We start from the raw sequence: 25,387 nt of genomic DNA on the forward strand, positions 1-25,387 counted from the left end.
TTGTCAGTCGGCCAGATGGACATCGAAGAGGTCCTCGGGTTTTGGCAGATCGGTGAGATCGTCCGGGCGCAGGTCCCACTTCACGCCCTGACAGGAGAGCTGCGGCAGTACGTCGTCCCCGGCGTCCTCGGCCGGGGGCTCGAAGTCGCAGCGGCGCTCGATCACGGCAGTGGCTGAGGCACGCGCATACCTGTTCTCCGTGCCAGGGAGGATCGAGTCTCCGACAGGCTCGTCGGCCTGGACATGGACCGTGTAACTCAGGGAGGCGAGTTGCGGTTCACAGCCCCCGGCGTTGTCGTCCACATGCGCGCCGTTCTGCGACGCGAGCTGATATGCGCGCCCGCAGCCGTCGAATTCCACCCCGTCGCCGTTGAAGATGCCCTGCCACTTGGACGGGTCGAGTACGTCCTCCACCCACTTGCCCGCAAGTTTGTCCCGGGTGTCCTGGGCTGCCGCGAGGGCCGCCGCGTCGGCGGCCGTCTGGGCTCCGTTCCGATTCACCGCGGCCTGGCCGACCGCAAAGTAGGCGAACGCGAGAAAGAGCAGGCCCCCCACCACCACGAGGTAGATGGGGAAGACCTGCCCTGCATCGCCGTACCGGCGAGGTCGCATCAAGGAGCGACCTTGGCGATCTGCGCAGTCAGCTTGTCGACGATCGTCTGACCGATGTTCGTCCCGGCGATCAGCACCACGATCGCCACGACCACCGCGATGATGCCCAGGTACTCGACCGCGGTCTGCCCCTTGTCGCCGGCGCGGCGCTGCATGGCTTCGACCGTGGTGTTCTTCCAGCCGTTGACGCGGACCTTGGTCGCAACGGCGGTCTTCAGCATCAGGTCGCTCATGGTGTTCCCCTCCGGGTTCGGCGGTGCCGCTTTCGGCACGAGAAACGTACGGCGGAACACCCCTCGTGCCAGAGGGCCCCAGGGCCCAATCCGGGGCCCAATCAGAGGCCCAGCGCGACTTCCGGGACTTGCCTTCGACGACCTGGGCCCGCAGGCCCATCCACCCATCCCCCCGCACCGTCACCGCAGATCACCCCAGTCCTCGGTGTGAGTCCGGTGCCGTGCCGAGCCACTTGGCGGCGGCCTCGGAGCGGCTGGTGCTGTGGAGCTTGGCGAAGATGCGGTTGATGTGGTTCTTGACGGTCTTCTCGCTGATGAAGCAGGTGGCGGCGATCTGCTGGTTGGTCATGCCGGACGCGATGTGGTCCATGATCTCCACCTCCCTCGTGCTCAGTTGGAACCGCGACCTGTCTGGAGCGGCCGGACGGCCACCCGTCCACCCAGACGAAGACTGTCCCACATACGGTTGCACTTGCGAAAGGTTTTCTGGAGAAGTAGGCGGAATCGGGATGTGCGGGAGGGTGAAATCCCCTGGCACAGAAGGTTGTTGGGGTTGAGCATGCGAGTGTGCGGAGTTGGAAATTCCGTATGCAGTCGCACTCGATGACTGGCCCAGGCCCTCGGGTAGGGGCTGGGGCCCCGGTGCCTGGCTCTGGCGGAGTTGGGCCAGCAGGGCACCCGCCGCGGTCGGTGTGAAGTGGGCCCGGCCCTCCTTGATGTCCCGTACGGCGTCGACCAGCTGGCCGGCCGTGAACTCGCCGTGGACCAGGTAGCCGCCGGCTCCTCGGCGCAGGGCTTCCTGGACGATCTCCGACTCCCTGCTGTACGTCAGCATCACCACCGGGGCGATCTGCACCAGGTACGGGAGTGCCGAGATGCCGTCGACGCCGGGCATGCGGACGTCGAGGAGGACCACGTCGGGGCGGTGCTGATGGGCGACCTCGTAGGCCTCACGGCCGTCGGCTGCCTCCGCTACGACCGTGATGTCCTCGCGGCCGGAGAGCAGGGCGGTGAGGCCGGCGCGGACCACGGGGTTGTCGTCCGCCACGACAACACGCAGCACGGCGGCTTGTCGGGCCGGCGGGAAGTCGCCGAACGGGTTCGTCGGCGGTTGGAGTGGCTGCTGAGAGTCGGGGTGGGGAGTCGGGTCCGGCATCGGTGCGGCCTCCTCTCGTGGCGTGGGGACGGTTAGGCGTACTCAGGCGTTGTTCGGTCGCTGTGCGTTCGATGCCGTCAGAGCCGCCAGTGGAAGTTCGAGGCGGACCTCCGTGCCTCTGGGGTGGCTGCCGCGGCCTATGCGTATTCGGGCGCCCACCGAAGCGGCCCTCTCCACCATGCCGACCAGTCCGAAGTGTCCCGCCCGGCGGAGCTGTTCGAGGGTCGTTCCCGGCGGGAGGCCTCGGCCGTCGTCGTACACGCTGATGCGGAGGAGATCGCCGTGGACACCCGCGTGGACGTCGACACGAGTGGGCCGTGCGTGGCGGTGGGCGTTTTCCATGGCCTCCGTAGCGATGGTGAGGAGCTGGCGGGCCACGGCGGGTGGGACTGGGGGGACGGCCTCCTCGCCGGTTGGGCGGTAGACAGCGGGGAGGCCGGTGCGGCTGCGGAAGTCCCGGGTGCGGGCCGCGAGTTCCACGAGCACGTCTGTGGCGTGGTCGGGGTCGGAGTCGCGGCGAAGGTCGGCGAGGAGTTCCCGGGACTCGGCGGCAGCGCGGCGGGCGGAGCGGGCGACGAGTTCGGCCTGTTGTTTCACCAGGGCCGCATCCATACGGTCGGCACCGGCTGAGCTCGCCAGGCCGTCGGCGGCGAGGGCCACGCCGTGCAAGGTCTTGGCGACCGAGTCGTGCATCTCACGGGCCAGGCGGGCGCGTTCGGCGCTGACGGCTTCGGTGACGGCCAGTCGCGCCTGCACCGTCGTCAGGGCATGTGTGGCCGTGCCGAAACGGAGCATGAGGTTGCGCAGGCTCGAGCCCACGGCTCCGGCGATGACGCACAGCCCTGGGAGGAGAGACGCCTCGGCGATACCGGCGTGCAGGTTCGCCGCGGTCGCATAGACCAGCAGGAGAATCAGCGACTGGAGTGAGGCGAAGACGGCTGCACCGCGCCAGCCGTAGACGAGGCCGGCGAGGAGGGGCGTGCAGACGCTGACGTAAGCGAGGGTGGTGTCCGGACCCGCGGAGATGAGGAGCAGGGAGCCGAAGAGGGTGTCCACGGCCAGGAGGGAGGGATGGCGCAGGAGGAGGGGGCCGAATCGTTCCCAGTCTCGGAAGAGAGCGTAGGAGCCCATGAAGGTGACGACCACTGCGGCGGCCACCAGGCGGGTGGCCAGGCCTGGGCCGGCGTTGAGCAGTGCGGCGGGAGCGGCCAGGGCGATCATGGCCAGGCGGAAGCCGAAGACCTGGCGGCACATCGCCTGGAGGGCGTTGACCTGGATGGGGATGGCGGGGGTGTCATCAGCGGCGGGTGCGGGGTGGGACACCCGGCCATCGGCCGGATCCGGGTTCCTGCTCGCACCGCTACGGTCTTCGTGGCCGGGAATGCTTGGCCCCTGGGGCGGTTGAGCGCTTTCGCCGCCCCCAGTGCCGTTTGCGCGTGTCGCCGCCCCGCCCTTCGCGGCTGCCCTCAGCCCGCCCTCCGCGTCCGCCGCCGGCCGACCCCTCGCATCCGCCGTCGGCCTGTCGTGCCTGTCCGCCGTCGCCCGGTCATCGGTTCGCGTCGCCGGCCGGTCGTTCGCCGGTACCTCTGTCAGGCGCTGTGCGGGCGACGCCGTGGCGTCCGTCCCGGCCACCGCCCCCTCCCGCCGAAGTCCCCGCCTGATCCGTACCGTCCGCCCGGAGCCGGCAGCCCCGCCCGCGTCGGGCCCGGCGGCGTCCGTGGGGGCCGGGGCGTCTGCCGGGAGCCACCCCGGTGGGAGGGCCGGTGTCGCGTACGTCACCGGGATGTCCGGGGCCCCTGTCCTCACGTGATCCGGCAGGACCGTGCCCGCCGGAGGTGTCGTGATCTCCGGCGGCTTCGGACGGCGGCGCAGCAGCCCGGTCCGCTCCCTCGTCGTCGACACGCTGTCGCCCCCGTCCTACTCGCCCATGATGGTGCTGAAGTCCGTACCGGAACCGAGTAGCATCCCCGCGCCGAGAAGGATCATCGTGGCCGGGACCATGAACGTCGTGATCATCAACGTGGCCTTGGGAACCGCGCGTGCGGCCTTGCGGCGAGCGCTCTGCGCATCCGTGCGACGCATGTCCTGGGCGAGCGCGACGAGGGTGTCCACGATCGGGGCGCCCAGCTCCTCACCCTGCTGCAGCGCCGTCACGAACATGGCCACCTGCTCCGAGTCATTCCGTCGCCGCAGCTCGGCGAAGGCTTCACGGCGGCTCATGCCGAGGTCCATCTGGCGCAGTGTGATGCGGAGTTCGTCGGCCCATGGGCCTTCGTACTTGGACGCGACGCGGTCCAACGCCTGGCGGAAGCCGAGTCCCGCGCTGACCACAACGGCGAGGACGTCGAGGAAGTCCGGCAGTGTCCGCTCAATGGCGTCCTTGCGGATGCGGATCGCCGACCAGATGCCGACCTCTGCCCAGAAGGCCGCGAAGGCGAACATGATCAGGGCACTGAAGAGGCTTCCCTCAGTGAGCGCGATGAGACCGCCCAGTCCGCCGATCACCCCGTACACCGCGCGCCGGGCCGCGTAGCGGTCGATGGTGAGACCGCCGGGGTTGCCCGCGAGGTCGATCTTGCGGCGGTACTTGGCGACCCGCTTGGGGCCCATCAGACGCAGCACGGCAGGCGCGTACCGCATGCCGAGCCGATCGACGAGCGAGCCCACGGCGCTGGTGCGGGACGAGCCGACCTCCAGGGCCAGCGCCAGGTCGCCGGGAAGTCTGGCCTCCGCACGGTAGATGCGGATGCCGGCGAAGATGCCCCACACGCTGAGGCCCATGACCAGTGCCAGCAGAAGTCCCATCGCGGCGCTCCTTCTCCAGTGACTCGGTGGCTCAGACGTCGATACGGGACAAGCGGCGGATGAGGAAGAACCCGATGGCGTAGAGGCCGAACGCGATGATCACGCAGGCCTGACCGATCGGCGACCCGGTCATGCGGTCCAGCGCTCCATCCTCGATGGCGTTCAACAGGAACAAGGCGCCCACGCCCAGCACCGGAACCGCGTACGAGGTCATGTTCACCTGCGACAACTGTGTCCGCACCTCCCGTCGCGTCTCCTTCCGCTCCTCCAGCGTCTCCGTGAGATTCCGCAGCGCGCTCACCACCTGACCGCCCGCCCGGTTCGACAGCACCAGCGTCGTGACCAGGACGACGAGCTCGCGGGACGGCAGGCGGTCCGTCAGCTCCCCCAGCGCGTCGTCCATCGACGCGCCGACCGCCAGCTGGGCCGCCACCTTGCCCAGTTCCTCGCCCGCGGGCGCCTCCAGCTCCTCCGCCGCCATCCCGATCGCCGTACGCAGTGCCAGGCCGGCCTGGGTGGCGTTGGCCAAGACCCTCGCCAGCTCAGGGAGCTGGTTGATGAACTTCTCGATGCGTTTCTGGCGTTGCCAGTTGAGGAACTGCACCGCCACCCAGATGCCCAACAGGCCCGCGAGCGGGCCGAAGAAGGGAGCCAGGGCCACCTGGCCGATCAGCCACAGGCCGACGACCGTGGCGAGCATGTAGACGAAGAACTCGCCCGGGGTGATGTCCAGACCCGTTGCCGCCAGGCGGAGTTCGAGCTTCCTGCCCAGCTTGGTGCGGCGCAGGCGGCGGTCGAGGTTGCGAAAGCGGCGGTGACGGCCGGCGACCGGTATCTGGCCGGTGGCCGACAGACGATCGACGAGTGCCTGCCGCTGTGCCTTGCCCATGGTGTAGGAGTGCACCCCCACGACCGCGAGGACGCAGGTCAGCAGGGTGATGCCGGTGGTGAGCGTGATGAGGGATTGCAGATCCATGGGGGCGGCTCTCTTCTCCTACCTGGCTTCTCGGGTGGCCAGCTCGTCCGCTGACTCGGCGACGCCGAAGGCCTGGGGGACGGGCTGGCTCGCCATGTAGAGGCGGTCGGTGATGCGGCGCGGGAGCGGGAAGTATGCGAACGCGCCGTAGATGCGGCCGTCCGCCGCCATCGGCTGGGCGTCGAAACGGGCGGCCGTGACCAGTCGGTACGGCTCGCTGCCGTGGCTTTCGAGCAGCGCGATCTCGGTGATGCGGCGAGCCCCGTCGGCGAAGCGGGTGAGCTGCACGATCACGTCCACCGCGCTGTTGATCTGGTCGTGCAGCGCCACGAAGGGGATCTCCACCTCCGACATGGAGGCCAGGGTCTGCAGGCGCATCAACGCGTCCTCCGCGCTGTTGGCGTGGACGGTGGCCAGCGAGCCGTCGTGGCCCGTCGACATCGCCTGGAGCATGTCCAGCGACTCGCCGCCGCGGACCTCACCGACGACGATGCGGTCGGGGCGCATACGGAGGGAGTTGCGGACCAGGTCGCGGATCGTGATCTGGCCCTTGCCCTCCACGTTCGCCGGGCGGGACTCCAGACGGATCACGTGCGCCTGCTGGAGCTGGAGCTCCGCCGAGTCCTCGATCGTGATGATGCGCTCGCCCTCCGGGATCAGGCCCGACAACGCGTTGAGCAGCGTCGTCTTACCGGTGCCCGTCGCGCCCGAGACGATGACGTTGAACTTCGCCTGCACCAGGCCCGCGAGCAGGTACAGCATGTGCTCGTCGAGCGAGCCGAGGCCGATCAGCTCCTGGAGTGTGAAGGAGCGCGGGAAGCGGCGGATCGTGAGGGTGGCGCCCGTCAGGGAAAGGGGCGGGATGATGACGTTGACGCGCTCACCCGAGGGGAGACGGGCGTCGACCATCGGGTTCGACTCGTCCACGCGCCGGTTGACGGTCGAGACGATCCGCTCGATCGTCTGCATGAGCTGGTCGTTCGAGGCGAAGCGCAGGGGCAGTTGCTCGACCCGGCCACCGCGCTCCACGAAGATCGCGTCCGGGCCGTTCACCATGATCTCGGTGATGGAGGCGTCCTCCAGGAGCGGCTCCAGGATGCCCAGGCCGAGCGCCTCGTCGACCACCCTGCGGATCAGCTGCGCGCGCTCCACGGTCGACAGGACCGGGCCCTCGCGGCTGATGATGTGCCCGAGTACCCGCTCCAGCCGCGCCCTGCGCTCGGCGGCGGCCAGCGAACTCATCTCCGCGAGGTCGATCTCCTCCAGGAGCTTGGCCCGGTAGGAGGAGACCATGTGGCCGTCCTCGCCCCGGTTTCCGTTCTCCTCGGGGGTGTTGATGCGTGCCCGCAGGCTCATGGGTCCGGTGCTCCTGGTTCGCCGATGGTCAGTGGTCGAGCGGCATCGTGGCGGTCTTGCGCGCCGGGTCGAAGTTCCAGCCCGGCACGAGAGACGGGATCTCCACGGTGGCCGTGATGGTGACCTCGTCCGCGCCGTAGGAGGGGGTGCAACCGGTGACACGGAGCCGACTGCTCACCGCTGCCCGACAGTCCGCTTCGTACGGCCCGTCCAGGGACGCACTGCGCGCTCCCGCCCGCGCCGCCGTCCCCGCCTGCTGTGCCGTGTAGGCGATCAGGCCGAGCTGCACGGCCGCCATGGCGACGAGCAGCAGGATCGGGAGGAACCCGAGGTACTCGAGGGCAACCTGGCCGCGATCGCGCACTTTCCGGTCGTACGACATCTCACTTCGCCTCCTCGACCGCACCCGCGTGGCCCTTGACCGTGAGCGGGAAGGCGATCGTGCCCGGGAAGAGGACGGGGACCTGGAGCTTGACGTCGGAGGTGATGAAGCCGGAGCCGGAGCCCCCGCAGGTCACCGCGGCGCCGGCCCGCCACGCGTCCGACAGCTTGTCCAGACCCGCCCGTTGGCACTTGCCCTCACGGTCGTACTCCGCCGCCGTCCCCGCCCGCACCGCCTCGTCCGCGGCATTCCCCGCGAGCGTGAACGTGTATCCCACGAGCACGAGCTGCCACAGCACCACCAGCGTCACGATGATCGTCGGTGTCATGCCCAGGAACTCGATGGTGACCTGTCCCCGGTCCCGATCCCGCGCCAAGGGCGCCCGCATCCTCATCCCCCTCCGTCCTTCCTCCGCCGAAAGCTCACCGACCCCCGGTCGCCGCCCCGAAACCCCCAGCCCGCCTTCTGGGCGCCGTCGGGGACCTTGACCAGGCCCAGTTCTCCCGCGAGGCCCCACAGGGCCTGTTTCACCGCGCTCTTGTTCTCCAGTTCGTGGATGCGCCCCGCGTCCACCACGCTCTGCAGTTCCTTGAAGTTGGCGGGGACGACGGTGGCGGCGACCGCCGTGCCGGTGATCTTCTGGATCAGGGGCGGCTGGATCTCCGTGGCGCGGCTGTGCCGGTTGACGACGACGGTCGTCTCCTCGGCCTTGCGGATCTGCAGCCGGTCCCACATCCGTACCGCCCGTTTGGCGCCCCGTACGGCGACCACGTCCGGCGTGGTGATCAGCAGGGCCCGGTCCGCCATCTCCACGGCCGCCGCTCCGGCTCCGCCGAGCTGGGCGCCGCAGTCGATGACGACGATCTCGTAGCGGGAGCGCAGGGCGCTGACGATCTGGCGGGCGGCGCGGTCGGTGACGTCCTCGCCGCGTTCCCCCTCCGCCGGGGCGAGCAGCAGGGCCAGGCCGGTGTCGTGGCGGAAGACCGCGTCGGCCAGGACGCGGGGGGAGATGTCCGTGATGGCGGCCAGGTCGACGACGGAGCGGCGGAACTGGACGTCCAGGTAGGAGGCGATGTCGCCGGTCTGGAGGTCCATGTCGACCAGGGCCGTGCTGCGGCCGGAGGCCTGGGCGGCCAGGGCCAGCTGGATGGCGGTCAGAGTGGCTCCGGTGCCGCCCTTGGCGCCGCTGACGGTGACGACGGTGCCTCCGACGCCGGTGAAGACGTCGCCGCCGGCGCCCAGGTGCCGCCGTACGCCGACGGACCACTGGGCGACCGCCTGGACGCGGCTTGCCAGTTCCTCGTAGCTCAGGGGCAGGGCGACGAGGCCGCGGGCGCCGTAGTCCATGGCGGCCTGGAAGAGGCCGGGGCTCGCGTCCGAGGTGACGAGGATGACGCCGACGGCCGGGAAGCGCAGGGCCACTTCGCGGATCAGCTCCAGCGCGGGGACCGGGCCGATCCGCTCGTGCACGACCACGACCTCGGGCAGTTCGTCGACGGACTCGGCGGCGAGCCGCGCGAGGGTGTCGATGAGCTGGGTGGAGTCGCCCACCGGGGCCACCGGCTCGGCGTCCGGGAGCTGGCTGAGCAGCGTCGTGATGGACCGGACGGCGTCCGCTTCACCGACTGCCGGGAGGATCCTCGTGGGCATGCGGGCCTCTCACTTGTCCTTCGCGAGTTCGTACGTCCGGTCCTGCTCCGGGACCGTGGTGTCGCTGCCGGGCGCGACGAGGGCGAGCCGGACCCGCTGGGCGAACGACTCGGCGTAGGTGATGCGCTGGGCGTCGAGGGCGGACAGCGCGAAGGTGATCGGGACGGCGTCGGTGGGCTGCTGGGTGCGGTTGTTCTCGTCCGGCTTCAGCGCGGTCAGGTCGCCCACGTCGATGACCTTGGCGTTCGTCACGATGATCTTCGACTGGTCGGGGTCGCCCTCGCGCTTGCCCTCGAACGTGGCGTAGACGTTGACCGAGGAGCCGGGCGTGATCTTGCCGGCCACGCCGGTCGCCGCGTCGATCATGATGGCGACCTCCTGCTGGCCCGGCTGGAGGGCGGGCTGGCGGACGATCATGTCGGACTGGAGCAGGGAGCCCGAACGCAGCGTCGTCACGGCGATCTTGCCCTGGATCTCCCGCAGATCGGTGACGGCGTTGCTGGACAGCCACCGTTCGGGCATCTTGATCTTCTCGAACTGGCCCGTGGTGAGAGTGGTGTAGGGCGGCACGTCCGATTTCAGCCGGTAGGCGGTGACCTCGGGGCCGACCTTGGACTTCACGTCGCCTATGACGGAGAGCACGCCGGTGAAGGCGCCCAGGGCGCAGACGACCGACAGGAGCAGGAGAATCACGCCGCGGCGCTGACGGGAATTCATGAACCGTACAACCTCGTTGGGGATATCGGTCGGGCGGGATCGGAGCAGTGCTGACGAGCGGTGTCAGGGCTCACCCGACGGCCGTTCGGTTCTCGAGCTGTTTGAGGGGCGGGCTGTCGTGGACGGGTGGTGTGGCCGAGCAGAACACGCAGCGGTCGCCGATGACGTCGATGCCGCACCAGTGGCAGCTGCTGCGCCGTACGGAGGTGACCAGCTGGTAGAGGACCGACAGGTCGGGCAGGTAGCTGCAGAACTCGATCAGCTTGCCGGTGCCCCACCAGCCGGGCGACTCGGCCGGGAGCGGGGTCTCGCGCAGCCCCTGCACCTTCCAGGAGGGGGCGAGGGTGGCGGTGACCCAGTCGGACTGGAGCTGTCCCTTGGCGACCAGCATCCAGGTGCCGAACTCGGGGCCGGGCAGGGCGGCTTCGGGGGTGATTCTGACGAGCTGTGGCTCGGGGTGGGCGAGGACGCCGAACTGGCTGCCCGGGACCCAGGACTTGGCGTGCGATTTCAGGCCGACGGGGACTCGGTCGAGCCGGGTGACGGAGTTGAGCAGCGCCCCGGCGTGGATGTAGTGGACGAGCAGCCGGCCTGCCGAGGCGAGCACGCCGGGGCTGATGTCGCAGGACGCCAGCTGTCTTAACTGGCGTGCCAGAACCGCCAGTCCGAGCGGGGGCAGGTCCGGGTGGAAGAGGGCGATGCGGTCGCTCTCCATGAGGGAGCGCAGCGTGTGCAGCCGGCGCCGTACGGCGGTGGGTGCGGCCTGGGAGCAGACCACGATCACGTGTCCGTGGTGCTCGACCAGGGCCTGCATCTCGGCGAGTGCCTGTTCCAGGGGGCGCCGGTCGATGTCCCGCAGCACGACGGCGGGCAGGGTGCGTTCGTCCTGTGGCGGCAGCGCCATGTCGGCGCTTGTCACGGCAATGGCAGTTGGCACGCGCAGCTCCCCGTTTCCCCATGCCCGTCGGCGCGCCGGTGTGACTCCGGCACACGTCGGTGACTTCACTGCGTGACTACCTCAGCACTGTATCCACGGCTCTGTGACCGGAGAACAGCGTTTGTGTAGCTGGGGAGCAACTGTCGTTGCACAAGATGCGTCAAAACGGGGCAGGTTGAGCATCTTGCCGGTCGTGGGCGAGGACTCGGGGGGGGCCGGGTGGTGGGCCCAGAGGGCCCAGCGTTGACTGTGGGTCTCCGTTTGGGCCCTGAGGCCCACGCCCGGCGCGGGGGCGCGTCCCTACGCTCGCCGTCCACGGATAGGTGGTTCGGGCAAGGAGGGGTGCCGTATGGCTGGCGGGGGCGGCATACGGACGTACAGGGACAGACCGGTCTTCGACGACCGCGGCGCGACCGGCACCGAGTATCTCGGGATGGTCGTCGTCAGTGCCGCGATCGTGCTCGCGGTCTCGGCCACCGGCGTCGGGCAGTTGATCTACGACAGGATCGCCGCGCAGATCTGCAGGGTCGCCGGCGACGGCGGCTGCGGGGCGGGTGGGACCGGGCCGGGCAAGCCGCTCACCGACGCCGACTTCGAGCCGGCGCTGTGCCAGGTCTCCTCCGTCACCGACAAGGCGGGCTCCAAGGCGAAGATCTTCTTCTGGGAGATCGGCAAGGAGTACGGCTTCCAGGAGCAGCATCTGAAGGCGAAGACGGACGTCAACGGGGACGGCACGGTCGACGACAAGGACCAGCTGGTCTATCTGACCTTCACCGACGCCGCGTCCGTGGCGGCGAAGAAGGACTTCAAACCCGGCATGAAGGTGGGCCGGTTCGGCGCCGACAAGGTGGAGCTGGGACTCGGCATCAAGGTGACCAACGGCGACACCTGGGTCTTCCAGAGCCCGGAGGAGGCCCAGCGGTTCCGGGACGACGTGGAGAAACTCCAGATGTACGAGATGCGGCGCACCATGCCCGGCGGTGCGGAGGCGAGCCTCGGCGACAGCATCGCCTACCTCTTCGGGACCGGGCCGCTGAAGGACGAGGAGGACACCCAGAACCGCGTCAAGGAGAACCTCGGCGACAACCGGAAGATCACTTACGGCAAGGTGGGCCTGGAGGCCTCGGCGTCGGCGGGCCTGAAGATCTCGGCGGGCGACGAGAAGAAGCTGAGCGCCGCGCTCGGCGGCACCTTCAAGTACTCCCCCGAGGTGACCTGGACCGACAACGCCTACAAGAACACCAAGTCGTACACGTACTCCTCGTCCATCGAGTACGGCTCCAAGGTGGGCTACGAGGCGGGCCCGCTCGGCGGCGAGTACGCGGCGAACACGACGCAGACCGGCACCATCACGGTCACCTACGACAAGGAGACCGGCAAGCTGGTGCGGATCGACATGACCCGGACCGTCGAGGAGGGCGGCCAGAAGGACGGGGCCAAGGCCAGCGGCGACAACGGCAAGAAGGACGGCGACAAGCGGGGCGGGAACGCCGGCGTGAAGGGCACCGACTCGGGGACCGGCATCGAGATCGTCACCAACACCGTCACCTTCGACCCCGGCCCGGCCGGCGACCAGGACCGGGCGGTCGGCGAGCGCTGGCTGGACAGCAACAACGAGCAGGTCGCCACGCCCTTCACATACATGTTCGACGACCACGCGCCGACCGCCCGGCCGGGCGCCGACGACCCCTTCGGGCAGCTGATGTTCGACCAGGGCAAGTCGAGCCGGATGACGTACACGGGCGAGGTGAACGCGGCCGAGTACGGCTTCGAGTTGAATCTCGGGCTCAGTCTGGGCATGACGATCAGCACGGAGAAGAAGTCGGAGACGCTGACCGATGCCGAGTTCCTGGGGGCGCCCCGCGGGGACGGTCGCTCCTATCTTCCCTACAGCTACTGTGCGAACTGACGAGATGGGAGCCCGATCCGATGAAGACCCGCCCTGCCTGCCTGGCCGCCGCCCTGCTGACCGCCGTGGCCCTGACCGGCTGCGGGAGCTCCGGCTCCGGCGGGGCCTCCGTGCCCGACGGCTGGGGGACGCTGAAGACGAAGGGCGTCGACGTCTCGTATCCGAAGGGGTACGAGGCGCAGAGCGCCGCCGAGCGGGGCAAGCACAACGCGGCCGCCGCGGTGCACACGCGGGACGGGAAGAAGGTCTCGGTCATCACCGTGCAGCTCGGCTTCACCGAGGCGAACTCCGCGGAGCAGGCCGCGATCGCCGCCGAGGCGGGCATCCAGCTGGGCGCGGACGTCGAGGGCCAGAAGGACGTGGAGCTGGCCGGCACGGACGAGGCCAGGCGGATCGACTTCACCTTCAAGGCGACCGGCGAGGACGGCGGCCCGCCCAAGGGCACCCCGGTCCAGGGCGTGATCCTGGCCGGACTGGACTCGTCGGAGCGGAGCTTCGCGGTCCGTATCGACGCCCAGGAGGGGTCCCTGCCGGACGGGGACCTGGACCGGATCATCGACTCGGTCGAGGTGCACTGACCGTGGAGGCGCCGGGCGCCGGATACGTCGTACTCGCGCTGCTGGTGGCGCTGTTCGGGGCGCTGGCGTGGAAGTACGCGCGGCGGCTGGTGACGGTGACGCGGGTGCTGCGCGCCGGGGTCCGGGCGGAGGGGGAGTGCGTCCGGGTGGAGACGGAGCCGTACAGCCGCTCCGATGCCAGGCGGCACTTCTTCGCCTTCCGTACAGCCGACGGCACACGGGTCGAGTTCGAGGACCTGGCGGGCTGGTCGACGACGGAGGGCACCTCGGTCACCGTCACCTATGACCCCCGTGACCCGCGGGGCACGGCGACGGTGGCGGGCCGGGGCAGCTGGTCCCCGGTGCTCCAGTCGCTGGCCCTGGTCGCGGGCTGTGGCATGGCCGCGCTGGGCTTCGCGACCCTTCTGTACGTCGAGATCTTCGGGAGCGGTTGATGGATCTCGGGGAGCGGTTGACGGTCCTCGTCCGCTGCTGGGCCGTCGGCATCGTCGTCCTCGTCGTCAGCGAGTACGTCCAGATGACGCTGGTGTACGGCAACCTGGTCGGCCCGCGGGGTGTCGGCTCGTTCGGTGCGGCGCTGGCGCTGGTGCACCTGCCGAACCTGGTGTGTGTCGTGCTCGCCACCTGGGCGGCGGCGCGGGTGCATCCGGAGCCGTGGCGGGAGATGCCGGTACGGCATCTGGCGGCGGCGTGCGCGGCTCCGGCGGCGGCGCAGGTGCTGCTGCTGGCGCTGCGGCCGGATGTGCTGGATCCGGCGGGCACGGCGTTCTGGATGTCCACCGGGGTGCTGCTGGCGGGCTGCGCGGTGGGAGTGCTGCTGGACCGTTTGGTCTGGACCTCTTGACAGCCTCTCTGGTCTGGACCATTTTCTTGTCATGTCCAGACACAGACGATCCATGCGGCTGTGGTCGGGTGCCGTCACGGCTGCCCTGGCCCTCACTGTCACGACCGTCGGCCAGGCGTCCGCCGCCGACGTCAACAACGCCAGGAACGCCGGCTTCGAGTCGGGCCTGAGCGACTGGACCTGTTCCGCGGGCAGCGGTACGACCGTCCCCTCCCCGGTGCACGCCGGCACGGCCGCGCTGAAGGGGACCCCGGCCGGGCAGGACAACGCCCGGTGCGCCCAGACGGTGCGGGTGAAGCCCGGCTCGACTTACACCCTGGGCGCCTGGGTCCGGGGCGGATACGCCTACCTCGGCGTCACGGGCACGGGCACGACCGACGTGTCCACCTGGACCCCGGACTCCTCCTCCTGGAAGCAGCTTTCGACGACCTTCAGAACGGGCTCGTCGACGACCTCGGTGACGGTGTACACGCACGGCTGGTACGGGCAGGCCGCGTACTACGCGGACGAGGTGTCGGTGTTCGGGCCCGACGGGGGCGGCGGCACCGGCCCCGGCCCCACGGTCCCGGCCACGCCGGGCGGTCTGAACGTCTCCGGTACGTCCTCCTCGTCGGTGTCACTGGCGTGGAACGCGGTCTCGGGGGCGACGGGTTACACGGTCTACCGCGACGGAACAAAGGTGACGGCGGTCTCCGGCACCTCGGCGACCGTGACCGGGCTCGCGGCCTCGACGTCGTACTCCTTCCAGGTCGCGGCGACCAACGCGGCGGGCGAGTCGGCGAAGTCGGCGGCGGTGACGGGCCGGACGAACGCACCGACCGGGCCCGGCCCCGCCCTGCCCAAGCACGCGGTGACCGGCTACTGGCAGAACTTCGACAACGGCGCCGCGGTCCAGAAGCTCGCCGACGTCCAGTCGCAGTACGACATCGTCGCCGTCGCCTTCGCGGACGCGACCTCGACGCCGGGCGCGGTGACCTTCAACCTGGACTCGGCCGGGCTGGGCGGCTACACCGTCGACCAGTTCAAGGCCGACATCAGGGCCAAGCAGGCGGCCGGGAAGAAGGTCATCATCTCGGTCGGCGGTGAGCGGGGCACGGTGGCGGTGAACGACGCGGCCTCGGCGGCGAACTTCGCGAACTCGGTGCACTCCCTGATGCAGACGTACGGCTTCGACGGGGTCGACATCGACCTGGAGAACGGGCTCAACGCGACCTACATGACCCAAGCCCTGCGGTCGCTCTCGGCGAAGGCGGGCTCGTCGCTGATCATCACGATGGCACCGCAGACCATCGACATGCAGTCGACGTCCAACTCCTACTTCCAGACCGCGCTGAACATCAAGGACATCCTCACCGTCGTCAACATGCAGTACTACAACAGCGGTTCGATGCTGGGCTGCGACGGCAAGGTCTACAGCCAGGGCTCGGTGGACTTCCTGACCGCCCTGGCCTGCATCCAGCTGGAAGGCGGCCTGGCCCCGTCCCAGGTGGGGCTGGGCCTGCCGGCCTCGACCCGGGGCGCGGGGAGCGGGTATGTGTCGCCGTCCGTCGTGAACAACGCCCTGGACTGCCTGACCAAGGGCACGGGGTGCGGGTCCTTCAAGCCCTCGCGGACGTATCCCGGCCTGCGGGGCGCGATGACCTGGTCGACCAACTGGGACGCGACGGCGGGCAACGCGTGGTCCAACGCGGTGGGTCCGCATGTGCACGGGCTGCCGTAGGCACCCCTAGCCCATCGGACGGTAGTGGCCGAGAACCCAGGCCAGCTGCGGGAACCACTCCTGAAGCCGGGTCCTGGGTTTGGCCTCCACCACGCATTCGTAGAACCGGCCGTCCATGTGGACCACGGAGACCATCAGGGCCTTGCCGTCGGGGCTCGCCCGGTAGTGGACGCCTCGGATCTCGGGCCAGCGGAACTCGATCGTCCGGCCGGACGACTCGAAGGCGACGCCGGTCGCGTCGACGACGACCGCGTTGCGTTTGTCGACGGCGAGGAAATCCGGTCCGGCCGGTGCCGGCTGCTGGGCCGGGGTCTGAGCGTAAGAGGGTGGTGCGGGCGTGTACGGGGGTGGTGCGGGCGTGTACGGGGGTGGTGCGGGCGTGTACGGGGAGGGCGGGGGCGCGTAGGAGGGCTGCGCGGGCGCGTACTGCGGCGGGGGCGGGCCGAAGCCGGGGCCGGGAGGTGGAGGTGGCTGCTCGGTCATCCGTCGATTCTCCCCGCCTAGAAGAACTCCCCCCACGGCTGGTCCCAGATCTGCTTCACGCACAGGACCAGGAAGAGCAGGCCCGCGATCGCGAGCATCACGTTGCTGACCGGGCCGTTGCGCCACTCCCGGGGGGTGCGGGAGGAGTTGAGGAGCCAGATCAGGGTGCCGGCCAGGAAGGGCATGAAGGCCGCGCCCAGGACGCCGTAGATGATGATCAGACGGAAGGGCTGTCCCTCGAAGAGCAGGATCATGGGCGGGAAGGTCAGCCACAGCAGGTAGGCGCGGAAGGGCCAGGAGCGTTCGCGTGCGCCCGAGGCGACCTCCTCGCCCTTGGCCTGGCCCTTGCCCGACAGGCGGGCCACGAAGTCGGCGAACATCAGGCTGACGCCGTGCCAGACGCCGATGAGCGAGGTGAACGACGTGGCGAAGAAGCCGATCAGGAAGAACTTCGCCGTCGCCGCGCCGTACTCCGCCTCCAGGATGTCGCCCAGCTGGATCAGGCCCTTGTCGCCGCTCGCGATCGCGACGTTCGCCGAGTGGAGCATCTCCGCGCCGACGAAGAGCATGGCGATCACGAAGATGCCCGTGGTGGCGTAGGCGACGCGGTTGTCCAGGCGCATGACCTTCATCCAGCCGCTGTCGGTCCAGCCCTTGGCGTTGACCCAGTAGCCGTACGCCGCGAGCGTGATCGTGCCGCCGACGCCGCCGATCAGGCCCAGGGTGTTGAGGATCGAGTCCTTCTCGTCGGGCAGCACCGGGAGGAGACCGGCGAAGGCGTCGGGGAGGTTCGGGGTGACGCGGATCGCCAGGTACACCGTCACCACGAACATGACGCCCACCAGGACCGTCATGACCTTCTCGAACACCGCGTACTTGTTGAACCAGACGAAGACCAGACCGACCAGACCGCAGGCGATGCCCCACCACTTCAGGTCCATCACGTCCGGGAACAGCGCCTGCAGCGGCAGCGCGCTCGACGACATCGCCGCCGCGCCGTAGACGAAGCCCCAGACCACGACGTACACGGCGAAGAACCACGTGGTCCAGCGGCCGAGGCTCGCCCAGCCGTCGAACAGGGTGCGCCCCGTGGACAGATGCCAGCGGCCCGCCGCCTCGGCGAGCGAGATCTTCACGAGGCAGCCGATGATCGCGGCCCACAGGAGGGTGTAGCCGAAGTTGCTGCCCGCGACGAGCGTGGCGACCAGGTCCCCGGCGCCGACACCGGTCGCCGCGACGACGATGCCCGGCCCGATGTACTTCCAGCTCGCCTTACGGGGCTGAGGGGGGTGCTGGGCTTCGTTCTCCGTGGGGTTTCCCGTGATGTCCGCCATGCAGATCAAGAAACCGCAATGAGGCCGGGCCGACAAGAGGGCGTGAGCACACCGCCCCTCAGGGGCGCGGGGAACTGCGCGACAAGCCACAACGAACCCGCAGACCGGGAACAGGCCAAGGCGGCTGTGACAAACCGCCATGGCCCACCCAGCGGAGCGTCACGGCTGTCGCCGACCACAGCCGTCCGATCCGCAGGTACCGAGCTCGAACCACACGGTCTTGCCCGGCCCGTCCCGGTGGCAGCCCCAGCGCTGGGCGAGCGCGTCCACCAGGAACATCCCACGGCCGCTCTCCCCGGTGTCCGCCTCCAGCACCCGCGGCACCCGGCGTTCCGCGTCGGCGACCTCGCAGCGCAGTACGCCGTGCGCGGCGAAGAGGGTCAGCCGGAAGCGGCTCTCGGCGTGCACCAGGGCGTTGGTGGCCAGTTCGCCGACGAGCAGTTCGGCCACGTCCGCCACCTCACCGCGCTCCGCGAGCCCCCAGCCTTCCAACTGCCTGCGGACCTCCGCGCGTGCCTCGCGGACGGCGGAGAGCCGGGGCGCGTACTCGACGCTCAGGTAGCCGGCTCCCAGCGGTGGCTGGGGGAACGGGCCGTACCGTGCCTCGGGGTCCGGGAGGTGGCGCCCGGAGAGTTGCAGCATGGGTCCAGGGTGATCCCCGGGGGCGGTCCGGCGCAGGGGGAGGACTACCCGATCCCCTACCTGCTTGTGCAGGTGGGGGCGCCGTGCGGTGGCGGCGTCACCCGTACTGGAGGCGGACCGTGGCTCCCTGGGTGTCGTCGCGGATGTCGACGTACGCGCACACCTGGCGCGCGTACCACAGGCCCGGTCCGGGTTCCGGGCCGGTGGCCGGTGGTGGGACGAAGCCGGCGAGCGGGTCGTCGATACGGCGGGCCGAGCGCAGTTCGCAGACACAGGCGGGGGCCTCGCCCCACAGCAGGGCGGTGCCGTCGAGGGGGGCCAGGGCCGCCGCGGTCTCCGCGACGGCCGTGGCGAACAGCTCGGCGTCCGCGGCGGGCAGTCCCCGGGTCTGCGCCCAGGACTGGACGGCCCCGGCGTGCGGCTGTGCGAGGCGCCGCGCGCCGACCGGGGGCAGCGGCAGCGGTACGGCGTCGAGTTCGGCCGCGAGCCGTACCGGGTCCTGGTACACGTCCGTGTCGGGGTGGGTGCGGCGTGCCGCGGCGACGACGGCGGGCCCGGCGGTGCGGGTGTCGTACGCGCACAGGGCGGTGGTGGCCATGGGGGCGAAGAGGGGGTTGGCGAGGGCCTCGTAGCGAATCCACTCGGTGGTCTCGCGGGTCGAACGGCCGGCGCGGCCGCTCCACACCGGCTCCATGAGGAGGTGGATCCGGCCGTCCGGGCCGGCATGAGCGGCGAGGTAGGCGGCGGCCCGGGCGACGGCGTTGGCGGCGGAGCCGGTGTACCAGTCGGTGTGCGGGATGCAGGTGACGTTCTTGGCGTCGCCGCCGAGGGTGTCCCGCAGCAGGTCCAGGTTGCGGGGGCCGGCGATGGCCACGGGCGGTGGTTCGCCGGGGGCGGCGAGGCCTTCGCCGAGGAAGGGCAGGGCGGCGGCCACGAACTCCTCGTCGGAGTCGAAGACGGCCATGCGGTGATCGAACGGGGCGGGTACGGAGGGCTGTTGGACGGTCATGCGTTGCCCTCGGGAGATGGGTGGGTTTGCCGGTGCGGGAGGGTCAGCGCTGCGCCGTCACCCAGGCGGCGATCTGGCTGCGGTTGCTGAAGCCGAGCTTGCTGAGGATGCGTTCCACATGGCCTTCGGCGGTGCGGCGGGCGATCACCAGGCGGTCGGCGATCTGCTGGTTGGCGAGCCCCTCGGCGACGAGCCGGGCGACCTCGGTCTCGCGGCGGGTCAGGCGGACCGTGGTGTCGTCGTGCGGGGCGGGGGAGTCCCCGGGGCGCGGGCGGGCCGGCTCTTGGAGCGCCTGGCCGACGAGTTCCGCGAGGCCGAGGCCGCCGCCGCGTCGGTGGGCCCGCTCGAACGCGTCCCGTCCCAGGGCCCGGCAGGCCCGCTCCTCGCTGTCCCGGCGTACGGAGTTGAGGGTGTGCGCGCCCCAGCGGCCGGTGTCGATGTCGGCCCAGACCCGGTCGGCGCCGCCCATCAGCAGGGCCGCGTGCCGGTGGGCGCCGCGTTCGCCGGCGATCGACGCGAGCAGGTCGAGGGTCAGGGCCATGCCGATGATGTCGTGGACGGCGTGTTTGAGCCGCAGGGCCTCGCGGGCGTGCCGCTCGGCCCGGGGCCAGTCGCGGCGCACGGTGTGCGCGAGGGCGAGGATGCGCAGCACGTACGACCGTACCCACTGCTCGCCGTGCCGCTCGCACAGCCGCAGGGCCTGCTCGCAGATCTCGACGGCCCGGTCGGCCTCGCCCAGGAAGCCCAGCGCGCAGGCGAGTTCGACCTGGTCGAGGCCTACGAGGCTCAGGTGCTGACCGGGTACGGGGCCGCGGGCGACGGTGGTTTCGAAGTGCGTCAGCGCGCCGGGCAGGTCGTCGCCGAACAGCCGGATGACGCCGATGACGTACTCGGCGTGGGCGGCCTCGGCGGGGTCGCCCAGGGCACGGGCGAGGGCGAGGGCCTCCGTGGCCTGGCGGTGGCCCCGGGGGAAGTCCTGGGTGGTGGCGGCCAGCAGCCCGGCGACCCAGAGGCCGCGGGCCCGTTCCCGGGTCGGTTCGGGGCTGGCGGCCAGGGCCCGTTCGAGCCAGTACAGGCCCTCGCGGGGGGCTCCGCAGGCGTGCCAGTAGAACCAGAGGGTGCCGGCGAGTCTGAGTCCGGCGCGTTCCTCGCCCGGGGTCAACAGGCTGAAGTCGAGGGCGGCGCGCAGGTTGTCCCGGTCGGCACGCAGCCGGGCGACGGTCTCCGGCTGCCCGGGCCCGAACCAGCCGCGCTCACAGTCCTCGACCCGCCGCAGCATCCGGTCCCGCTGTCGCCTCCGCGCGGCCTTCTCCTCCCCGGCCGTCCGTCGCAACCGCTCGAGCCCGTACTGCCGCAGCGTGTCGAGCATCCGGTACCGCACCCCGCCGGGCCCCGGCTCCCGGCACAACACGGACTTGTCCACGAGCCCGGCGACGGCGTCGAGGACGTCGTCGGCACGGAGTCCGACCGGGCCGGGCCCGGCATGCCAGTCGCCAACGGCGTGCACGGCCTCCCCGACCGGGTGCGCGGCGACACCACCGGGGCCGGACACGGCCGGGCACGCGGCGACACCACCGGGGCTGGGCACGGGCAGGGACGGCGTCACACCGCCCGGACATGGCACGGGCGAGGACAACGTCAGACCACCGGGGCCCAACACGGGCGGAGGCAGCGGCACACGGCCAGGGCCGGACACGGCCGGGGACGCGGCAACACCGCCGGAGCCGGACACGACCGGGGACGCGGCAACACCACCGGAGCCGGACACGACCGGGGACGCGGCAACACCACCGGAGCCGGACACGACCGGGGACGCGGCAACACCACCGGAGCCGGGCACAGCCAGGGACGCAGCAACACCACCGGGGCTGGGCACAGCCAGGGACGCAGCAACACCACCGGGGCTGGGCACGGCCAGGGACGGCGTCACACCGCCCGGACATGGCACGGGCCAGGGCAACGTCAGACCACCGGGGCCCAACACGGGCGGAGGCAGCGGCACACGGCCAGGGCCGGACACAGCCGGGGACTCGGCCACACCACCGGGGCTGCGCACAGCCCGGGGCACGGCGACACCACCGGAGCCGGACACAGCCAGGGACGGCATCGAACCGCCCGGACACAACACGACCGGGGGCAGTGGCACACCGCCAGAGCCGGGGAAGGGCGGAGGCAGCGGCACACGGCCAGGGCCGGACACGGCCGGGGACGCAGCGACACCACCGGGGCCAGACACAGCCGGGGACGCAGCGACGCCACCGGGGCCAGACACAGCCGGGGACGCAGCGACACCACCGGGGCTGGGCACGGCCAGGGGCGCGGCGACACCACCGGAGCCGGACACAGCCAGGGACGGCATCGAACCGCCCGGACACAGCACGACCGGGGGCAGTGGCACACCGCCAGAGCCGGGCACGGGCGAGGGCGGCGTCGCACCGCCAGGGCCGAGTGCGAGTGACGGCAGTGTCGCGCCGCCAAGGCCGGGCACGCCCGGAGACGGCAGCACACCCACAGGGCCCGGCACGCCCCCAGACAGCGACACACCCACAGGGCCCGGCACGCCCCCAGACAGCGACACACCCACAGGGCCCGGCACGGGTGAGGGCGGCATCCCGCTGTCAGGGCCGTCACCGGAGCGGGGAGCAGCCAGGGGGTAGGGGCGTAGTACGGGCCTCGGGGCGATTCCGTCGGCCGGGCCGAGGGTGGGCGGCGTCGGGTTGCCAGGGCCGTCGTCGTGCGGGGGCGGTTTGGGCCCCGTGAGGGCATGCGCGGGGTGAAGGCGCTCTCCGGCCGCCGCTCCCCGGCTCCCGGCATCGTCGGCGAAGCCCGTCGCGCCCTCCGGCAGGAGAACCCCGGCCGGTGCCCGGCCCGTTCCCCAGCCGGCGTCCCCCTCCCCCGTGTCGTCCGCGCACACCGCCTCCGCCGTCTCCAGGTCGAAAGTGGCCGCCAGGACCGACAGCCGGGCCCACACCACCTGCTCGGGTCCGGTGCACAGGTCGTGGCTCCAGGCGACCGCCGCCCGCAGGGTCTGGTGGCGGGGCAGGGCCGCGGGGCTGCCGGTGGTGAGGAAGCGGTAGCGGTCGTCGAGGCGGTCCAGGAGCTGGTCGACGTCGAGGACGCGCATACGGACGGCGGCGAGTTCGATGGCCAGGGGCAGGCCGTCCAGGCGGCGGCAGAGGCGGGCCACGGACGCGAGGTTGCCCGGCGTGAGCCGGAAGCCGGGGACGACCGCGGCGGCACGGTCGGCGAAGAGGGTGAGGGCCGGATACCCCTCGGCGGCGGACAGGTCACCGTCCGGGTCGGGCACCGGCAGCGGCCGTACCTCCAGCAGGTGCTCCTCGGTGAGGCCGAGCCGGTGCCGGCTGGTGGCGAGGATCCGGACACCCTCGGTGCCGCGCAGCAGGGCCGCGGCCAACTGGGCGCACGCGCCCGCCAGATGCTCGCAGTTGTCGACGACGAGAAGCAGCCGCCGGTCCCGTACCTGCTCGACGAGGGCGTCCAGCGGCGGCTGGGCAGAGTGGTCGTGCAGCCCCAGCGCGTCGGCGGCTGCGAGCGGGACGAGCGCCGGATCGTGCAGCCCGGAGAGGTGCACGAAGCGCACGCCGTCGGGGAACGCGCGCCGCACGCGGGCCGCGATGCGCGCGGCGAGCCGGGTCTTGCCGACGCCGCCCGGCCCGGTCAGCGTCACCAGCCGTGCGCGGGCCAGCAGTTCGCGGCCCTCGGTCAGTTCGCCACGCCGGTCGACGAAGCTGGTCGTCTCGGCCGGTAGCTGGTGGTCCCGTCGTGGCGCTGATCCGCCCATGATCAGCCAGTCCTCTGGGGGTGTGGTCCGAGGATCCGGACAGTCCGGCTCCCCTTGCGCGGATCCTCACTCTCTCCCCTGGCGTACATATATGCACGCGCGAGTCACACCAGTGGGTGTACTTCGCCCAGGACACCTCGACGGCCACGCCGCACGCGTACACTGCGCGACCGCTTTCAGTCTTGACCTGCTCATGCCATTGGCAGAACGATGTGCGCCACCCGCACTACGCACGTCGCACGTCGCACGTCGCACGGAACAACCCCACCTCCCACAAGGAGATTTCATGCGACTTCGCATACGAGGCTCCGGGGCCGGCACCGGCAGACGCACCGCCGCCCTCGCCGCCCTTCTCGCCCTCGCCCTCGCGGCGCCCCTGTCCGCGACGGCGCCGGACGCCACCGCCGACAGCGCGCCCAAGGCGGCCCCTTCGGCCGACGACGTCAGGCAGTACGAGGTCCATCTGCACGCGACGGCCAAGGACCGCACGGCACTTCAGCGCACGGGCGTGACCGTGGACGAGGCCCACGGGCACGGTGTCGTCGTCTCCGGCCGCGCGGACCAGATCAAGAAGCTGCGCGCACTGGGCTACGAGGTCACCGCACTCGGCGCGGTTCCCGACCGGTCCGCCGGCGAGGACGACGTCCGGGTCTTCGACTTCCCGTCCGCCGACTCGCGCTACCACAACTACGCGGAGATGACGGCCGAGATCAACTCGATCGTCTCGGCCAACCCGTCGATCGCGAGCCGGCGCGTGATCGGCAAGTCGCACCAGGGCCGGGACATCGTCGCCCTCAAGATCAGCGACAACGTCGGCAGCGACGAAGCCGAGCCGGAGGTGCTGTTCACGCACCACCAGCACGCCCGCGAGCACCTGACCGTCGAGATGGCGCTCTACCTGCTGCGCGAGCTGACCTCCGACTACGGTTCCGACTCACGCGTCACCAGCGTGGTGAACAACCGCGAGATCTGGATCGTCCCGGACATCAACCCGGACGGCGGCGAATACGACATCGCCACCGGGTCGTACCGCTCGTGGCGCAAGAACCGCCAGCCCAACTCGGGTTCGTCGTACGTCGGCACGGACCTGAACCGCAACTGGAACTACCGCTGGGGCTGCTGCGGCGGCTCCTCCGGCTCGGCGTCCTCCGACACCTACCGGGGCACGGCGGCGGAGTCGGCGCCCGAGGTGAAGGTCGTCGCCGACTTCGTGCGCAGCCGGGTCGTCGGCGGGAAGCAGCAGATCAAGGCCGGTGTCGACTTCCACACGTACAGCGAGCTGGTGCTGTGGCCGTTCGGCTACACGTACTCGGACACCACGACCGGGATGACCGCGGACGACCACGCGGCGTTCAAGGCGGTCGGCCAGAAGATGGCCGCGAGCAACGGCTACACGGCGGAGCAGTCCAGCGACCTGTACATCACGGACGGGTCGATCGACGACTACCTCTGGGGCACACACAAGATCTTCGGGTACACGTTCGAGATGTATCCGAGGTCCGGTGGAGGCGGGTTCTACCCGCCCGACGAGGTCATCGAGCGGGAGACTTCGCGTAACCGCGATGCGGTGCTGCAACTGCTGGAGAACGCGGACTGCATGTACCGGTCGATCGGCAAGGAAAGCCAGTACTGCAGCTGAGGTGCGCGGTTCCCCGCGCCCCTTACTCGGCGTCTTCCTCGAAGTAGGCGTCCAGAACCGCGTCCAACTGGCTGTCCCACTCCGTGAAACGGCTCCTGGCCGGTGCTTCGATCTCGATCGGGTACCAGCGCCGGTCAGGGGTGTGGACGGTGACGGTGTAGCGCTTGCCGAAGCGGGCGGTCTCCGTCTCGACCGCGCCGATCTCGTCCCAGCGGAACTCGCATTCCTGGTCGTCCAGGGAGAGGCGTACGCCTCTGTGGTCGGCGACCAGTTTCGCGCGGCGGTCGGACGCCTCGAAGACGGGACCGCCTTCCGGTGCGGGGTCCTCCTCGGCGGCATCCTCCTCCGGCTCCGGGGCGGCCTCTTCGGCCCCCTCGGCTTCCTCGGTCTCCTCGGCGTCTTCGGCTTCCGCGACCTCGGGCTCCTTCTCCGGCTCCTCGTCCTTCGTCCGTCCGGACGCGGGTGACGTGAGCCCGGGGATGAAGGCCGGGTCGAATCCGGCGCCTTCCAGGGGCTGGCTGCTCGAACCTATGCGCTGCTCCACAGCGGAGCAGTATGGTCGACAAACCTGTGCCGCACACAACCAGCCCCAGCATCGTTATC

24 protein-coding genes are annotated in these 25,387 nt (G+C 70.7%); 6 read left to right on the forward strand and 18 right to left on the reverse strand.

The annotated features are described in order from the left end of the window. Positions 1–3 precede the first annotated feature (3 nt). From OG542_RS14270 to OG542_RS14325, 12 genes are all read right to left on the reverse strand, one after another. A complete protein-coding gene (locus OG542_RS14270; protein WP_328411151.1) occupies positions 4–612 on the reverse strand; it encodes a pilus assembly protein TadG-related protein in 609 nt (202 codons plus the stop codon). Next, a complete protein-coding gene (locus OG542_RS14275) occupies positions 612–845 on the reverse strand; it encodes a hypothetical protein (RefSeq protein WP_086602821.1) in 234 nt (77 codons plus the stop codon). The genes OG542_RS14270 and OG542_RS14275 overlap by 1 nt, the downstream gene beginning before the upstream one ends. A gap of 190 nt (positions 846–1,035) precedes the next feature. Next, on the reverse strand, positions 1,036–2,001 hold the full coding sequence (locus tag OG542_RS14280; protein WP_328411153.1) for a response regulator: 966 nt from the start codon (positions 1,999–2,001) through the stop codon (positions 1,036–1,038). 42 nt (positions 2,002–2,043) lie between these two features. After that, a complete protein-coding gene (locus OG542_RS14285; RefSeq protein ID WP_311130386.1) occupies positions 2,044–3,255 on the reverse strand; it encodes a sensor histidine kinase in 1,212 nt (403 codons plus the stop codon). A gap of 663 nt (positions 3,256–3,918) precedes the next feature. Next, positions 3,919–4,806: a DUF5936 domain-containing protein gene (locus OG542_RS14290; RefSeq protein ID WP_311127512.1), complete on the reverse strand. Its 888-nt coding sequence runs from the start codon at positions 4,804–4,806 to the stop codon at positions 3,919–3,921. 31 nt (positions 4,807–4,837) lie between these two features. Next, the gene (locus tag OG542_RS14295; RefSeq protein ID WP_311127511.1) at positions 4,838–5,782 is read right to left on the reverse strand and encodes a type II secretion system F family protein; all 945 of its coding nucleotides are present in this window, start codon (positions 5,780–5,782) and stop codon (positions 4,838–4,840) included. Positions 5,783–5,800: 18 nt separating this feature from the next. After that, positions 5,801–7,138 (reverse strand): CpaF family protein, encoded by a 1,338-nt coding sequence (locus OG542_RS14300; RefSeq protein WP_328411157.1) that lies wholly within the window; start codon positions 7,136–7,138, stop codon positions 5,801–5,803. Between the two features lie 28 nt (positions 7,139–7,166). Beyond that, positions 7,167–7,520, reverse strand: a complete 354-nt coding sequence (locus tag OG542_RS14305) for a TadE/TadG family type IV pilus assembly protein (RefSeq protein ID WP_328411158.1) — start codon at positions 7,518–7,520, stop codon at positions 7,167–7,169. Position 7,521: 1 nt separating this feature from the next. Continuing rightward, positions 7,522–7,914 (reverse strand): pilus assembly protein, encoded by a 393-nt coding sequence (locus OG542_RS14310; protein WP_328411160.1) that lies wholly within the window; start codon positions 7,912–7,914, stop codon positions 7,522–7,524. Then, the gene (locus tag OG542_RS14315; protein WP_328411162.1) at positions 7,911–9,170 is read right to left on the reverse strand and encodes an AAA family ATPase; all 1,260 of its coding nucleotides are present in this window, start codon (positions 9,168–9,170) and stop codon (positions 7,911–7,913) included. The genes OG542_RS14310 and OG542_RS14315 overlap by 4 nt, the downstream gene beginning before the upstream one ends. A 9-nt stretch (positions 9,171–9,179) precedes the next feature. Further along, positions 9,180–9,887, reverse strand: a complete 708-nt coding sequence (gene cpaB, locus OG542_RS14320; RefSeq protein ID WP_193481760.1) for a Flp pilus assembly protein CpaB — start codon at positions 9,885–9,887, stop codon at positions 9,180–9,182. Positions 9,888–9,957: 70 nt separating this feature from the next. Then, a complete protein-coding gene (locus OG542_RS14325; protein WP_328417904.1) occupies positions 9,958–10,791 on the reverse strand; it encodes a hypothetical protein in 834 nt (277 codons plus the stop codon). 382 nt (positions 10,792–11,173) lie between these two features. On the opposite strand from OG542_RS14325, the gene OG542_RS14330 reads away from it, so the two are divergent. From OG542_RS14330 to OG542_RS14350, 5 genes are read left to right on the forward strand one after another with little or no spacing between them, the layout of a single operon-like run. After that, positions 11,174–12,733, forward strand: a complete 1,560-nt coding sequence (locus OG542_RS14330) for a hypothetical protein (RefSeq protein WP_328411164.1) — start codon at positions 11,174–11,176, stop codon at positions 12,731–12,733. A 20-nt stretch (positions 12,734–12,753) separates the two neighbouring features. Then, the gene (locus OG542_RS14335) at positions 12,754–13,311 is read left to right on the forward strand and encodes a hypothetical protein (protein WP_328411166.1); all 558 of its coding nucleotides are present in this window, start codon (positions 12,754–12,756) and stop codon (positions 13,309–13,311) included. Between the two features lie 2 nt (positions 13,312–13,313). Beyond that, positions 13,314–13,745: a DUF3592 domain-containing protein gene (locus OG542_RS14340; protein WP_328411168.1), complete on the forward strand. Its 432-nt coding sequence runs from the start codon at positions 13,314–13,316 to the stop codon at positions 13,743–13,745. Beyond that, positions 13,745–14,155, forward strand: a complete 411-nt coding sequence (locus OG542_RS14345; RefSeq protein ID WP_328411170.1) for a hypothetical protein — start codon at positions 13,745–13,747, stop codon at positions 14,153–14,155. The genes OG542_RS14340 and OG542_RS14345 overlap by 1 nt, the downstream gene beginning before the upstream one ends. Positions 14,156–14,186: 31 nt before the next feature. Beyond that, a complete protein-coding gene (locus OG542_RS14350; protein ID WP_328411172.1) occupies positions 14,187–15,875 on the forward strand; it encodes a chitinase in 1,689 nt (562 codons plus the stop codon). A 6-nt stretch (positions 15,876–15,881) separates the two neighbouring features. Here the strand turns inward: OG542_RS14350 and OG542_RS14355 are convergent, their stop codons facing one another. The 5 genes from OG542_RS14355 to OG542_RS14375 all read right to left on the reverse strand — a co-directional run bounded on the left by OG542_RS14355 (position 15,882) and on the right by OG542_RS14375 (position 23,145). Continuing rightward, positions 15,882–16,358, reverse strand: coding sequence for a hypothetical protein (locus OG542_RS14355; protein WP_328411174.1), 477 nt, complete (start codon positions 16,356–16,358; stop codon positions 15,882–15,884). A 17-nt stretch (positions 16,359–16,375) separates the two neighbouring features. After that, positions 16,376–17,692 (reverse strand): Nramp family divalent metal transporter, encoded by a 1,317-nt coding sequence (locus OG542_RS14360; protein ID WP_328411176.1) that lies wholly within the window; start codon positions 17,690–17,692, stop codon positions 16,376–16,378. A 159-nt stretch (positions 17,693–17,851) separates the two neighbouring features. After that, entirely contained in the window at positions 17,852–18,334 is a 483-nt protein-coding gene (locus OG542_RS14365) for an ATP-binding protein (protein WP_229845399.1), read from the reverse strand. A 97-nt stretch (positions 18,335–18,431) separates the two neighbouring features. Then, the gene (locus tag OG542_RS14370) at positions 18,432–19,343 is read right to left on the reverse strand and encodes an MEDS domain-containing protein (RefSeq protein ID WP_328411178.1); all 912 of its coding nucleotides are present in this window, start codon (positions 19,341–19,343) and stop codon (positions 18,432–18,434) included. A 43-nt stretch (positions 19,344–19,386) separates the two neighbouring features. Next, entirely contained in the window at positions 19,387–23,145 is a 3,759-nt protein-coding gene (locus tag OG542_RS14375; RefSeq protein ID WP_328411180.1) for a LuxR C-terminal-related transcriptional regulator, read from the reverse strand. 286 nt (positions 23,146–23,431) lie between these two features. Between OG542_RS14375 and OG542_RS14380 the strand changes: the two genes are divergently transcribed. Beyond that, the gene (locus OG542_RS14380) at positions 23,432–24,784 is read left to right on the forward strand and encodes a M14 family metallopeptidase (protein ID WP_311127499.1); all 1,353 of its coding nucleotides are present in this window, start codon (positions 23,432–23,434) and stop codon (positions 24,782–24,784) included. 22 nt (positions 24,785–24,806) lie between these two features. Here the strand turns inward: OG542_RS14380 and OG542_RS14385 are convergent, their stop codons facing one another. Then, the gene (locus OG542_RS14385; RefSeq protein WP_311127498.1) at positions 24,807–25,328 is read right to left on the reverse strand and encodes a hypothetical protein; all 522 of its coding nucleotides are present in this window, start codon (positions 25,326–25,328) and stop codon (positions 24,807–24,809) included. Positions 25,329–25,387: the final 59 nt, after the last annotated feature.

This window comes from Streptomyces violaceus (assembly GCF_036014075.1).
GTDB lineage: Bacteria > Actinomycetota > Actinomycetes > Streptomycetales > Streptomycetaceae > Streptomyces > Streptomyces violaceus.